Origin of the sequence: Dyadobacter sp. 3J3, from assembly GCF_009801115.1 — a bacterium.
In the GTDB taxonomy this organism is placed as follows: Bacteria; Bacteroidota; Bacteroidia; order Cytophagales; family Spirosomataceae; genus Dyadobacter.
On record NZ_VTOL01000002.1, the window covers coordinates 72,923 to 86,280 of the forward strand.

Consider the following 13,358-nt stretch of genomic DNA (forward strand, 5'->3'; position numbering starts at 1 on the left):
AATTTTTTGCCAATATTATTGGGCCAGAAATTCTATTTCACCAAAATCCGGCTCCTTTGGAGCCTCCTGCTAATATCTTGAAAGATGGTTGATAAATCAGGAAACTCCATCCTGAGTTTTGTCGCGTTGTAGTGAATTTGTCAGCTATAAACAGGATGCTCCTATGGAGCAGTTCTGGCATCTAACATTATGTCGGATGCGAATTTTAATTACGTACACGAGACTTTAATTATTTAAAAACGGCGGAATCTTGTGTACCATATTATTTTCACCAGTTTAGCTGATTAATAATTTTCGAAAAAAACGGCCAATCATTCTTCAATTTTTTGCCAATATTATTGGACCAGAAATTCCCATTCACCAAAATCCGGCTCCTTTGGAGCCTCCTGTTCATAGAAAGATCCAGGAAACCCGATGCGCCTTCGGAGCCTCCTGCTAGTGTCTTGAAAGATAGTTTAATATTTCAGGAAACTCCATCTGGAGTTTTGTCGCGTTGTAGTGAATTTGTCAGCTATAAACAGGATGCTCCTACGGAGCAGTTCTGGCATCTAACATTATGTCGGATGCGAATTTTAATTACATACACGAGACTTTAATTATTTAAAAACGGCGGAATCTTGTGTACTATATTATTTTCACCAGTTTAGCTGATTAATAATTTTCGAAAAAAACGGCCAATCATTCTTCAATTTTTTGCCAATATTATTGGACCAGAAATTCCCATTCACCAAAATCCGGCTCCTTTGGAGCCTCCTGTTTATAGAAAGATCCAGGAAACCGGATGCGCGATGGCTCCTTCGGAGCCTCCTGCTAATATCTTGAAAGATGGTTGATAAATTAGGAAACTCCATCCGGAGTTTTGTCGCGTTGTGGTGAATATTGAAGCCATAAACACGATGCTCCAATAGGAACAAATTCTGTAATGTCCAATTTTATAGATACTAACAAATTCAATATTATACCCTAAATATGAGAATTGCATACAAAGCGTTTAAATGCTAAATCAAATCCTACACAACATTAACACGAATTTGCCTTGTTTCTAATAATTATTCAAATATAAAATATTGGATTTCACATATTAATCCAAAATTTCAAAAATATTTTGGTAATCTATTTTTATTAAACTTACTTTGTCTATCAATATAGTAGGGTATTATTCTTTTTATTACCACCAGTAAAAAGGATAAGTCAAAAATAGTTTAACTATGAGACCGATAGATTCAAATTCTTCGTGGCTTCAGGCTGCACGTCCGGTGGTAAATATTTTAAATTCTCTTGATATCTGCTGTTGTAGCCTGGTTTAAAAACGGTTACAGAGCTCTTTTCATTTTTATTGTTATCCGCCCTTTGTCAGGGTGGTTAAGGATAATATCAAACTAATTCATCTTTCTTTTAACATCATGAAAACGATCAAATCATTTCTATTTGTTGCGGGTCTGGCCGTATCTGCCAGTTCAAATTTATTCGCCCAGGAAATTTCTCAAAATATAGTGGTGATCACGGGTGTGCGTTTTGCTTATCCTTTGGTTGACAAATGGATCAAAGAATATACGGTTGAAAATCCGAAAGCACAGATCACTATTGATGCCAGAACCATTACAGATCCCGAAAAATATGACTTGCTTATTGAAGCTTACGATCAGGACAAAGCAGTGAAAGAAACGAGGGAATATATCTCAATCGGCCGTTATGCACTTTTGCCTGTTGCAAATGCAACCTCGGCTTTTGCAAAAGAATATGGAGATAAAGGTTTGATCGAAAAAACATACAAACAAATTTTCTTCCATGATATATATGCGGAAAAGGACAACTCGATTACCGTTCCATTTACTGTTTATACCCGTTTACAAAAAGCAGGTGCGCCTTTGACATTCGCCAAATATTTTGGATATGAGCAGCAGCAGATCAAAGGAAAAAGTATTGCCGGTGCAGATGAGCATTTGATTAAGGCATTGTTGAAAGATGATACCGGAATCACGTATACTGTTCCTGGTTTGGCGTATGATTTAACAACCCGTAAGCCAACGCAAGGCCTGACCATTATACCGGTTGATCTGGATGGAAATGGACGAGTTTCAAAAGAAGAAAAACAAACCGATAACCTGGATCAGGTTTTGGCAAAACTGGAAACTGAAAAAGTGAAAAATGTCCCGGTTGAATATGTGCATTTTTCAATTGCAAAAAATAACAGCAATCCTGAAGCAAAGAAATTTCTTCTTTGGGTAGCGTCGCATGCAGAAGTGGATTTGCACCAGTACGGATACCTTAAACCTGAACCAAAACGTTTACAGGTTGAAAAAGAAAAATTGGAAAGATTTTCAGCAGTGAAATAAGCTTAGGTGAATTAATTTACGTTTTTGGTGCCGGGCATTGCGTTCCTGGCACCTTAAAGTCTATTAGAACAAGATTATCACTTCGGGGATATTCAAAGTTTCCGAATTTTATATTTAAAACTAACCCTGCCAAATGAAATTTAATTTTATTATTGGTCTGCTTTTAACAGGCGGTACGATCACATCGTTTGCACAAAAAAATAAGAAAGCAGATACAAGGCCGAACATCATCCTAATCATGGTTGATGATATGGGCTATTCTGATATTGGCTCTTATGGCTCCGAAATTCAGACGCCTAATCTGGATAGCCTTGCAAAAGAAGGAATTCGTTTTCGTGAATTTTATAACAATTCCATCTGCGCGCCTACGCGTGCCTCTCTTATAACAGGCCAGTATCCGCACAAAGCCGGTATTGGCTATTTTGATGTCAATCTGGGTTTGCCGGCTTATCAGGGGTATTTAAACAAGGAGTCACTGACTTTTGCTGAGGTGCTTAAAAATTCCGGTTATAGTACTTTAATGAGTGGGAAATGGCACGTGGGAAGTGATAGTCTTGGCTGGCCAAACCAGCGAGGTTTTGATCATTTTTATGGATTTATTAAAGGTGCCAGCAATTATTTCGATATAGGAGAATACGGTCAGGCGCCTCCGGTTGAGCTGGTTAAGGATAACAAAAAACTTAATCTGAAATCAGGATTATATCTTACCAATGAAATCACAAACAATGCTCTTGAATTTTTGGATGAGCAAAATAAAACAGAAAAACCATTCTTTCTTTATGTAGCATTTAACGCGCCGCACTGGCCCTTGCAGGCATTACCGGAAGATATTGCCAAATATAAAGGCCGTTATAGTATCGGTTGGGATTCTCTTAGGGTTGAACGTATCAAAAAACAGAAAGCACTTGGCATTTCATATCCGAATCAGGCTATTGCCAAACATGATCCGGAAGTTCCGCTTTGGGATAATCTGACTTACAGCGAAAAGCAGTTTTGGGAAAAGAAAATGGAAGTTTATGCAGCCATGGTCGACCGGGTTGACCAGAGTGTTGGTCGTTTACGGGAAAAGTTGAAGGAATTGAAAAAAGATGAAAATACATTAATCGTCTTTATTTCAGACAATGGTGCGCAGGGAGGTTAATCGGCTACGAATCGTAGAAAACCACCTCGCAATTCGGGACCGATCGGAACCGCCGGTTCGTATGATTATCAGGAACAAAGCTGGGCTTACGTTTCCAATACTCCTCATACAAATTACAAAAACAATATGCATGAGGGAGGAATCAGCGCACCTTTTATTGCCTGGTTTCCAAAGCAGATCAAAGGTGGAAACATTGTAAAAGGAACGGGTCATTTGATCGATCTTGCCCCAACTTTCTATGAGTTAGCCAATACAACTTATCCTGTCAAATTGAACGGTATAACAACTAACCCACTTCCCGGAAAAAGCTTGCTTCCGGTGTTGACAGGCAAATCAGAAACCGTAGACAGGGGGGAGCCTATTTTCTGGGAACGTGCCGGAAACCGTGCGGTCAGAAAAGGAAACTGGAAAATTGTTTCGACGTATCCGGCGTATAAATGGGAGCTTTATGATTTGGAAAAAGATCGTGGAGAAAACAATGACCTGTCTGCCGTGAATACAGAAATCGTCAATGAATTATCGGCCGATTATTTCAAGTGGGCGGATAAAACGGGAGTTGTGGACTATGAAAAAATAAAACCTGGTAATCCAAATGGTACTCCGGCGTTTGGTCTTGAAAAAGGCGCTGCGAGACGTGGAAATGTGGAATAAATACGAAAGAGTTCTTAAACGTATAAAGGTTGAAGTTATTCGTTTGAGCACTTATGACAGGTCGAATCACACCGGTAAGCATTTAATCCGGAAGTAGTAGGGTATAAGTGACAGGAAAATCATTGTTTTTCGAATTATTAGTTTGAAATTTGTGAGTATGGTCTGCTTATTATGAAAATCAGGAAGTTTATTTGCAAGGGGGGGCTTATTGGTTTACTTGTTTTATCCTCTATGGCTGGTTTCGGTCAGCGAATAGAAATAAGAAAACTTCCCAGTCCTAATTTAATTTTTCAATTGGGCAACAGGCAGCTATGGGATGCACTTACGAGCAGGGCTCAAAATAAACAGAATAGAGAAAATACTAAGCCCAAACCCGGTCGGCCTAATATTATTTTTGTTCTGACAGACGATCATCGATGGGATGCTCTCGGCGTGATGGGGAATAAAATTATTAAAACGCCAAATCTGGATGCCCTTGCAGGCAGGGGGATTTTATTTAAGAAGGCCTATGTCACAACATCCATTTGTTGCGTGAGCCGGGCCAGCCTTCTGAGCGGACAATATATGTCACGGCATAAGATTAATGATTTTAAGACCTGTTTTTCAAAAAAGGCGCTGGACAAAACGTATCCGGCCCTGTTGAAAAAAGCGGGATATAAAATTGGCTTTATCGGAAAGTTTGGAATTGACAGTAACCGTCAACCCGATTCCCTGTTTGATTACTGGGCATGTGGAAGAGCTGAACAGCCTCCATATCTGGTTGTGAATAAAAGTGGAAAGACAATTCATAATACCGATAGTGTTGGAAAGGACATCAAACAATTTCTATATCAGTTTGCCGGACAGCAAGAACCCTTTTGTCTTTCGGTGAGTTTCAAGGCTCCGCACGAGTCAGAAAGTGAGCCTCCAACCTTTCCTTTTCAGGAGCGTTTTGCCGGTCTATATGAAAATACAAATATTCCGAAGCCGATTACAGCGGATCCACAATTCTGGAATAGTTTCCCTGAATTTTTCAGGTCTGATAAAAATATTGCCAGACAGCGTTGGAAAACTTTTTTCTCAACAGAGGAAAAACGGCAGGAAACGGTAAAGAATTATTACCGCCTGATTACCGGAGTGGACGAAGCCGTTGGAGATATGGTGGCGCAGTTGAAACAATTACAAATCGACCGAAATACCATTATAATTTTTATGGGTGATAACGGGTTTTCGCTGGGAGAACACGGACTGGAAGGAAAATGGTTTGGTTATGAAGAATCGATACGTGTTCCGCTGATCATTTCCGGAGCGCCTCTTCCAAGAAAAATGGTCGGCAAGAAAACTGATAATATTGCGCTGAATATTGACATCGCTTCCACGATTTTATCATTTGCAGGCGTAGGAGTTCCTGCAACAATTCAGGGAAAAGATTTAATGGCCTCTCTGAAAAGTGGAGCTACCGAGCGTGAAGACTTTTTCTACGAACATACATTTATAGGCAGTCCGGGTTTGCCAAAAGTAGAAGGTGTTGTTTCCAAGAAATTCAAGTACATGAAATACATTGAGCACAACTATGAAGAGTTTTATAATACTAAAAGAGATACACGAGAAACAACTAATCTGGTAGGGCAAAAATCAGCCAACAGTAAGCTGGATCAATTTAGAAAACGGTACGTAGTGTTGAAAAAGGCAGCGAGGTAGTGGTATGTCAGATTTTCGAATTTACAATCAGTAATTATTTAGCAAAATGACTAAACAATGAAAAAGACAATTTTTCTATTTGTGACTTTGTTGAATTTAACTTTAATTATGTTGGCAAAAAAAGAGGATTTGGTAATTCCAAAGAATGAAAATGGTTCTGTTGCAGATTTAACAGAAGATTTTCCACATAATTGAACGGGATTATGAGGTAATAATAAGCAGAACAAAAGGGAATGGAAAAGTAATCAAGAACAAGCAATGTTGAGGTTACTCATACAATTATGGATCTAAAAGAGCACATGAATAATTCAAAAAAGAAGAGTGAATGGTAATTTACTTTTTAGTAGAAAAGCCAAAAATATTGTCCGCCATACTCTGCATATTCTTTTATAGGCTGCGGAATTAGTTGTTCAGTAGAAGAATTACCAAATAGCGATAAAGACGCCAGTGAAGCACTTTTTCTGATAAAACTGCGACGTGTATTTTTCACGGTATTGCCTATTTGTACTGGTTACAAAAGAAAATAACCCCAGCTATTTACTCGTTACGGAGTTATAGCCGAGGTTTTAGAGGAAGGTATACTAATGAATTAAGGCACAATTTTATAAAGAGCCCCTTTCGTATTTTCAAGGATCACCGTCAGCACGTAAAGTTCCCCAGAAAGATCTTCCCCGAAACTGTAAACGTGCCAATAACCGGCGTCTCTGCCAATAGATAATTTATTTCTAGTCCATTTATCATCTTTCCCAGGCGATAGCGACCAGATTGGGCCCATCATATCCCCGAAAACATATTTGCCGGATAAAGCAGGAATTGCCTTTCCGCGGTAAACAAATCCGCCAGTGATACTCAGTCCTTCCGGGTGAGGATATTCCGTGATAGGCGCAATCGGGTTTTTAGGCTGTGGATCTTTTTCATTAAAGGGATGCAATCCCTCAATCGGTCTCCAGCCGTAGTTGCCGCCTTTGGTAATGATATCAACTTCTTCGTATTTATTTTGTCCAACTTCACCTGCAAAAAGCTGATGGGTTTTACTGTCAAAGCTGAAACGCCAGGGGTTGCGTAATCCATAAGCATAAATTTCAGGTTTTGCTTTGGCATCACCAACAAACGGATTATCCGCCGGGATGGTGTAAGGCAATTTGTTTACATTAATACGAAGAATTTTACCCAGCATGTTGCTTAGATTTTGGGCATTGCCAATCTCTCCGTGCTGGTCATTCGCACCGCCGCCGTCACCGACTGAAATATATAAAAACCCGTCAGCTCCAAATTTAAGGTCACCACCATTATGATTGGACTGAGGTTCATCAATAACCAAAACCTTGCTCATTTTAGCGACATCCGCTGCCAAAGGATTGGAAGAAACCATATACTCCCGGATTTCACTCTGATGATCCAGTTGGTTTTTAACTGGATTGGCAACTGGCACACTGCAATACACATAGAACTTACCATTGCTGGCATAATCAGGATGAAATGCAAGTCCAAGCAATCCACGCTCGTCGTAGCCCTCTTTTTTTAGAACTTCCTTCCTGATGTCCAGAAAAGGAGCATCCACCAGTTTACCTTTTTGAATAATCCGAATCCTGCCTTCCTGCTCGGTTACAAAAAGCATGTCCGGATTTTTTTTCGTGACTGCAAATGCCGTTGGATGGGAAAGCTGGTCTGTTATCAGCTCTAGCTTTACTTTTACCGGAGAATCAGGCACTTGCGAAAATGCAGTCGCCGACATAATTAAAGTGGAGAGTATAGGAATCGTGAGTTTTTTAAGCATCGTTTTTAATTTTTGGTATTATTTCTTTTCGTTAGGAAGATTTATTTTTTTGTCAAAAAATTGAGTATTTTAAGACTGTCGAATCTTCCGTCTACAAATTAACGTAATCGTTTACGGAAAATGATACTAAATTGAAAACTTAATTGATATTTAATCAAATTTATTGGAAAGCGCCTTATTGAAACCGACAATGTATTATTATAATGCTTTTTTTAGAGATGACTCTCTGATAACCGGAAGTGGTTTGACGACAATTTTCCTGGTTTTTTCCTCGTTGCCGTTTTCTATAATTTGGTATAAAAGTTTGAAAGCTTCCTGGCCCATGCATACTGTTTGCTGGTCCATGGTCGATAAGGAAGGCGTGGTATGTTCACTAAACATATCATTGCAAAATCCAAAAATGCCAAACTGCTCCGGAACCTGAATTTTGCTTAGTTTTAATTGTTTTAATATGCCCAGCGCTGTGAGATCTTCTGCTGCAAAAATCGCATCCGGAGGTTCCGGTAGTGACAGCAAATAACGGGTACCCTCCATGCCAGAGTCAATGGAGATATTTCCATTAAACACCAGATTTTCATCAATGGAAATATTATTGGCTTTCAAAGCTGCTTCATAACCTTTAAAACGGTCATTGAAGGTATTGATATAAAGAGGACCGGAAATGTGGGCGATCCGGTTGTAACCCTGATCTATTAAATGCTGTGTAGCCCAGAACGAACCGTTAAATCCGTCGATTACAACGGAAGGAATTTCGAGGTCCGGCACACGGTCAAAAAAAACGAGTGGGATATTTCTGCGTTTAACATCAAGAAAATGTTCATAATCCAGTGTATTTCTGGAAAGTGAAGCTATAATGCCATCAACACGCGCTCCTATAAAAGTCTGGATTCCTTTAACTTCCAATTCATACAATTCATCACATTCGTGTATAAGCACCGAATAGCCATGTTTACTGGCGAGGTTGGTTATTCCATGAATGACGGAGCCGAAAAAAGCATTTTCCGCGGTCGGTATCAGTACGCCGATTACATTTGTTTTTCCGGAGCGCAAAGAAGAGGCAATACGATTGGCCTTATAGTCAAGCCTTTGTGCCGCTTCCTTTACAATTGCTTTTGTTTTGGCACTAATTTCCGGATGATCACTCAAAGCACGCGAAACCGTGGCGGCCGTCATATGCAGTTCCCTGGCTATATCGCTTAAAGTGACACTGTTTTTTTTCAATTTGATGCTTTTTGGTAAATGTAGTAAGAAATGGTAGTCGGGAAAAGTAAATGCCGTGAGGAGGCCATTATGGTTTTCAAAGATATATATTGAAAAATTAGAATAGACGGTTGCAGATTTCTATCCCGATGGTATGGGATTTGGCTGGAAAAGCTGGTTTTAATGAAGTTTCCGTGCTGGTAAGTATTGAAAATTATCAAAATAAAAAAAACGGATGCTCTGAATAATTCAGAGCATCCGTTTTTTTTATTTTTGAATTCTTACAAACCGAAACCTAATGCAAGTCCTTTGATTGGCGTGCTGAAAGGGAATTTTTGCTGAACAGTGCCCGATGCAAGATCAACAGAATAGAAACTTGTGTTTCCGGAAACTGTAAATATGGCATATCCCGTACCAGAAACATTTCCAATATCAAATCCAATGCTGGAATCAACGTCAAGGCCAAGGGATTTTGGCTCAACTAAAACACCATCATTAGGTGGCATTTGTTTGTATAGCAGGTTAGACTGGCTGTCAATGTCAAATAAAGTAGTTGCAGTTACACCAGGATAGCTGTTTGTGTATGAAGCGGCTGTAACGAATGGAGTTGGCCCGTCAACACCAATTTTTAGCGAACCGTCAATAAGGGTCACACCATCGGATATATTGATGCGTAAGTTTTGCCCGGTATTACTTACAACTCTCAATCTATCGGCAACAGGATTAAAATCAACGCCAAATATCGTACCGCTGATGGTTACAGGAGTATTGTCAGCAAGTTTCAGACTGGCTAATTCCGTGGCTGCTCCTGATCCAAGATCAATTCCGTAGATTTTGCTGTTGTTTCCCAGAGAGTACAAACGACCATTTGCCGGTCGGATATCAAATCCTTGCAACATTACTCCGGATGGAAGGCCGCTAACCGCTTTCGTTCCGTAGTCGTAACCGTTTGTTGGATTGAATATCTTAATATTATTAGATCCGTCCAGTGCATATGCAACCGGAAGGGAAGGAATTGCTATACCGATTATGTTTACACCTGTCGGCAATTTTCCAAGTTTTTGCAATTTTCCGGAAGTCAGATTTACGTAATCAAGTTCCCATTCACCAGCAACTTTAACTGAAGCAATCGGATAAACATCGGCTGCGTTAAGGTCGGGAGAAATGTCAAATCCGCCAATATCCTGAATATCAAGGCCCAGCCCACCCACAGCAACCAAAGCGCCGGGATTTGGTGGATTTTGAATATACAACATATCAGCAACTGGGTCAATGTCATACAGTGTGGTACCAACACCCGGGGCAGCAGTAACGCCGGCACGGCTATTTGTGTATGCCACAGCGCCAATCTGGGGATTTGCCGGGCCATTTAAAGGCAGATCTCCTGCAACGACGGCACCGGTTTCAGGATGTAAACGCAAATTCTGCGCTGTATTGGTTACAACGCGGATTCTGTCAACGGTTGGGTTGAAGTCAAAACCTGTATTTGTGCCTGAAAGTGTTGTGGCAATCGGAATAGTTCCGATTCTTGTCGCTTTTCCCTGTTGATCTCCGGATTTGATATTAATCTGGTAAAGATTGCTTTGCTTACTGATTGCATAAAGCTGACCAGTAGCAGGCCGGAAATCGATTCCTGCCAGAACATCACCGCTTTCCAAACCTGTTATCGAAAATGATCTAAGTGGTGTTGTAGTGTTTTTTACATTAAGTTCGTGCAGTTGATTGTTGTCTGAAAGTCCGTAGAAAATACGGTCGGGAAGGGCTTGTTCAGTTGGGGCTAGTCGATGATCTTCGCATGAATACATTGCCAGCGATACAGTCAGGCCAAGAGCAAATGTGGCCGTTTTTAAATGTTGCTTAAAAATTCCCATGAATCGGTTGAATAAGGTGAGTAATATTTTATTACTCACATACGCTCAAAAAATCCTCATGGATTAAAATGGAGATTAAATTTTTAATTTAATTTTAATATATTTTTAATACTGACTTAGTTTAACTTATAATATACTTCTAATCAATTATATACGAGATATTTATATTTTTGTATTCTTCTTTTTGAAGTTGTGTTTTTAGTTTTTTAAATGTTTCCAAGGGCCCTTGTGAAGCAACCAGATTGACGAGCCACGCTGGAATAGAGCCTGCCGGATCGACAGCCAGTGTATATTCAATTTTTATCTGGTTTTTTGAAAGCGGAATAATAATCCATTTACCCATCGATTTTTGAATTCTTACGATATTTGCCTTTTCGGGAACATAACCATTTACGCAGGGCGCATCAACTGTAATAATTTTACTGGAAGGATTTTGGCTCACGCTGATATGGGCGATGAAATCCCGGTTTTGTGCTGGCCACGGAAGTATAACTTCGGAATAATAGTAAAGTTCCGAAGGTGAAACCTGTTTCACCAAAACACAGGATTTGGTTCCATAGACCCATTCTGAACCCTTTTCAATATCCATAATAACAGCAACTAGCTGCGATGCAGAAGCATTAAGTACACATTCAATTTTTAGTGCTTTGATTTTTGAAGTTAATATTGATTTGGTAAAAACCTTAACTCCATCTTTTTCTGTACTGAGTTTCCAGGATTCCTGGGCATAACTTGGCGAGAAAAAAGATATTAGAATTGATAAAAATATATAGTTCCTTAACATCTGAAATTCAACTATTCCAACAGTAAATTAGGTTTACTGTTTTGCTTTATCCGTAACAGCTTTTGTAACAAAATAATTACTCGCCCAAACTTTTCCAGTCATAAAATACCTGGTTTTGGTCTCCCGTTTTTTTTGTGAAAGCAACAAGAATTCCGTTTGGTCCCGACGGCAAGGCAACAGGATGCTTTGCATTTATCGTTTTTGGCGTTAGGAAGCCTGTTTTTAACAACTTCCCATTTACGTCCCTTGTTTGAATACCAATTCTAAAATTTCCTTCGTCATTGAGCTCGTCCCAAACAATCGTCAGTTTTCCTTTTTTGTTTGCGATGATCTGAGGATGTTTTGCTGATGCAGATGAGCTGATACTTTCTTTGGTGGAAAAGTTTTTATCACCTGTGGAATTGCAATAGAAGATCCCCTTTCCCGTACCCATTGTATACCAGGCGAAGTGCATCCCGGCAGAGTTTCCTGTCATAGTCGGACCGGTATACGGACAGCCGCGAATGACCCAGTTGTCCGCACTGATGCGGCCTGGTGCTGAAAATAATTTACCATTATCCAGGGAAACGGAATGCACCATATCCCGGATACTGTCATTTAAAATGGCCCGATAAGTAAGATGCAATTTTCCCGATTCGTCCAAAAACAACTTGGTACGGCAGCACTGGCAGGCTGATTCCGCGATTCTGGTTTCTTCTATAAATCCTTTTCTATGATCTGTTTTGGAAAAGTAAATAGCCGAACCTTCTGACATATCCATGCCTTCATGTTTGTGTACTGTCACGGTTGTGACATCAGGTTTTCTCGAATCGAGCCACACAACACCGACTTCTCCATCGGGAAGCAATGTCATGTCAAAATAGCGCTCATCATTACTATATGATTTTGCAGGGGATAATTGTTTGGGTTCAGTCCAGACCAAACCGTTGTCAAACGATTGCGTATAATAAAGTAGTCCCGCATATTTATTCTCTTTGCCGGGATTGCTGACTGCAAAAATTGCCATCATATCACCGTTTTTTTTATAAATGATTTTAGACATATTTTCATCATGCGGATAAATTCCTTTTGAGGTTGTTATCCACCTAGCTTTTTCAAATGTGTGCCCGCCGTCAAAGGAACTGGCATAAAACATACGGTAATTATCAGGGCTTACCTGTTGTACCCAGCTCAAAACCGGGTTGTTATTGTTATCCGTTGTCAAATAGGCGCCAGAAGCATCAGCACCGGGCAATGAAATCTGGAAGGGTCCTTTTTCACCTTCCGGCATCAAATCAGGAAAACGGTACGCGCTTGCGACAAACAAAAATAGACAAAGTAAAAACGAAATTCTTTTCATAGAAACTTAAATGTTACAGGAGTATTAATAACGTTTATTCAGTGGTTTATTGCCAGAGGAATGGATATTCAACGCATTTGAATTGGGATTAATATATCGGCCAATTCCCAAAATAAAAAGCCCCGGAATTCCAGGGCCCTTTATAAAATATCGTAACCTTTAATTGATATAGATCCTACATCAACTTTGTACAATATTAACAAATAAAGTAAAGAGCTGAAAGTGTGAAAAAAAAGAAACTTTCAAACCTCTTTTTAATCTGGCCTCCTAGTAGTCTATTTTCTTCCCTTTTATTCAAAAACAACTATTTTGTCTCCAAAATAGTTGCCGTTTTACGACACTATTGAAAATGTTTTATTCTGATAATTAGAAAGAATTTAAACTTTTTAAGAATATTATAAAACAGGGTGCCCTTCTAAATTTTACTATTGTCATATAGTGTATATATCGAAATTTAATATTGAATAAATTAAAAAATGCGGAATGGTATGTTGTAATATTTAAAAATGAAAAAATAAATAATTGAATTGATTCCTTTGTAAAAAGTGTCTTTATCGAATAAATGTTACCTATATAGAA

General features: G+C 39.3%; 12 protein-coding genes. 5 read left to right on the forward strand and 7 right to left on the reverse strand.

Features of this window, described 5'->3' with window-relative positions; all coding sequences use genetic code 11:
* Positions 1 to 757: 757 nt before the first annotated feature.
* Entirely contained in the window at positions 758 to 982 is a 225-nt protein-coding gene (locus FZF08_RS04190; RefSeq protein ID WP_159467395.1) for a hypothetical protein, read from the reverse strand.
* Between the two features lie 421 nt (positions 983 to 1,403).
* On the opposite strand from FZF08_RS04190, the gene FZF08_RS04195 reads away from it, so the two are divergent.
* The 5 genes from FZF08_RS04195 (at position 1,404) to FZF08_RS04210 (ending at position 6,003) form a co-directional block, all read left to right on the forward strand.
* Positions 1,404 to 2,336, forward strand: coding sequence for a hypothetical protein (locus tag FZF08_RS04195; protein WP_159467396.1), 933 nt, complete (start codon positions 1,404 to 1,406; stop codon positions 2,334 to 2,336).
* Positions 2,337 to 2,469: 133 nt separating this feature from the next.
* A complete protein-coding gene (locus FZF08_RS32260; protein ID WP_409012641.1) occupies positions 2,470 to 3,477 on the forward strand; it encodes a sulfatase-like hydrolase/transferase in 1,008 nt (335 codons plus the stop codon).
* Positions 3,478 to 3,603: 126 nt separating this feature from the next.
* Positions 3,604 to 4,128 carry a sulfatase/phosphatase domain-containing protein gene (locus FZF08_RS32265; protein ID WP_409012642.1) on the forward strand — a complete coding sequence of 175 codons (525 nt, stop codon included), beginning with the start codon at positions 3,604 to 3,606 and terminating at the stop codon, positions 4,126 to 4,128.
* A gap of 171 nt (positions 4,129 to 4,299) precedes the next feature.
* A complete protein-coding gene (locus FZF08_RS04205) occupies positions 4,300 to 5,808 on the forward strand; it encodes a sulfatase (protein WP_159467397.1) in 1,509 nt (502 codons plus the stop codon).
* A 57-nt stretch (positions 5,809 to 5,865) separates the two neighbouring features.
* The gene (locus tag FZF08_RS04210; RefSeq protein WP_159467398.1) at positions 5,866 to 6,003 is read left to right on the forward strand and encodes a hypothetical protein; all 138 of its coding nucleotides are present in this window, start codon (positions 5,866 to 5,868) and stop codon (positions 6,001 to 6,003) included.
* Between the two features lie 145 nt (positions 6,004 to 6,148).
* On the opposite strand, the gene FZF08_RS04215 is transcribed toward FZF08_RS04210, so the two are convergent.
* From FZF08_RS04215 to FZF08_RS04240, 6 genes are all read right to left on the reverse strand, one after another.
* Entirely contained in the window at positions 6,149 to 6,298 is a 150-nt protein-coding gene (locus tag FZF08_RS04215; protein WP_159467399.1) for a hypothetical protein, read from the reverse strand.
* A gap of 99 nt (positions 6,299 to 6,397) precedes the next feature.
* Positions 6,398 to 7,585 (reverse strand): sorbosone dehydrogenase family protein, encoded by a 1,188-nt coding sequence (locus FZF08_RS04220; RefSeq protein ID WP_159467400.1) that lies wholly within the window; start codon positions 7,583 to 7,585, stop codon positions 6,398 to 6,400.
* Between the two features lie 198 nt (positions 7,586 to 7,783).
* Positions 7,784 to 8,806 carry a LacI family DNA-binding transcriptional regulator gene (locus FZF08_RS04225; protein WP_200837026.1) on the reverse strand — a complete coding sequence of 341 codons (1,023 nt, stop codon included), beginning with the start codon at positions 8,804 to 8,806 and terminating at the stop codon, positions 7,784 to 7,786.
* Positions 8,807 to 9,066: 260 nt separating this feature from the next.
* Positions 9,067 to 10,656: a DUF4394 domain-containing protein gene (locus FZF08_RS04230; RefSeq protein WP_159467401.1), complete on the reverse strand. Its 1,590-nt coding sequence runs from the start codon at positions 10,654 to 10,656 to the stop codon at positions 9,067 to 9,069.
* A 139-nt stretch (positions 10,657 to 10,795) separates the two neighbouring features.
* Positions 10,796 to 11,440 carry an START domain-containing protein gene (locus FZF08_RS04235; protein ID WP_159467402.1) on the reverse strand — a complete coding sequence of 215 codons (645 nt, stop codon included), beginning with the start codon at positions 11,438 to 11,440 and terminating at the stop codon, positions 10,796 to 10,798.
* Positions 11,441 to 11,516: 76 nt separating this feature from the next.
* Positions 11,517 to 12,779 (reverse strand): sialidase family protein, encoded by a 1,263-nt coding sequence (locus FZF08_RS04240; RefSeq protein ID WP_159467403.1) that lies wholly within the window; start codon positions 12,777 to 12,779, stop codon positions 11,517 to 11,519.
* Positions 12,780 to 13,358 lie beyond the last annotated feature (579 nt).

Bases quoted from the DNA above. Each gene is read 5' to 3' on its own strand.
- FZF08_RS04190 (WP_159467395.1), bottom strand. From the start codon at position 982: ATGCAATTCTCATATTTAGGGTATAATATTGAATTTGTTAGTATCTAT.
- FZF08_RS04195 (WP_159467396.1), top strand. From the start codon at position 1,404: ATGAAAACGATCAAATCATTTCTATTTGTTGCGGGTCTGGCCGTATCT.
- FZF08_RS32260 (WP_409012641.1), top strand. From the start codon at position 2,470: ATGAAATTTAATTTTATTATTGGTCTGCTTTTAACAGGCGGTACGATC.
- FZF08_RS32265 (WP_409012642.1), top strand. From the start codon at position 3,604: ATGCATGAGGGAGGAATCAGCGCACCTTTTATTGCCTGGTTTCCAAAG.
- FZF08_RS04205 (WP_159467397.1), top strand. From the start codon at position 4,300: ATGAAAATCAGGAAGTTTATTTGCAAGGGGGGGCTTATTGGTTTACTT.
- FZF08_RS04210 (WP_159467398.1), top strand. From the start codon at position 5,866: ATGAAAAAGACAATTTTTCTATTTGTGACTTTGTTGAATTTAACTTTA.
- FZF08_RS04220 (WP_159467400.1), bottom strand. From the start codon at position 7,585: ATGCTTAAAAAACTCACGATTCCTATACTCTCCACTTTAATTATGTCG.
- FZF08_RS04230 (WP_159467401.1), bottom strand. From the start codon at position 10,656: ATGGGAATTTTTAAGCAACATTTAAAAACGGCCACATTTGCTCTTGGC.
- FZF08_RS04235 (WP_159467402.1), bottom strand. From the start codon at position 11,440: ATGTTAAGGAACTATATATTTTTATCAATTCTAATATCTTTTTTCTCG.
- FZF08_RS04240 (WP_159467403.1), bottom strand. From the start codon at position 12,779: ATGAAAAGAATTTCGTTTTTACTTTGTCTATTTTTGTTTGTCGCAAGC.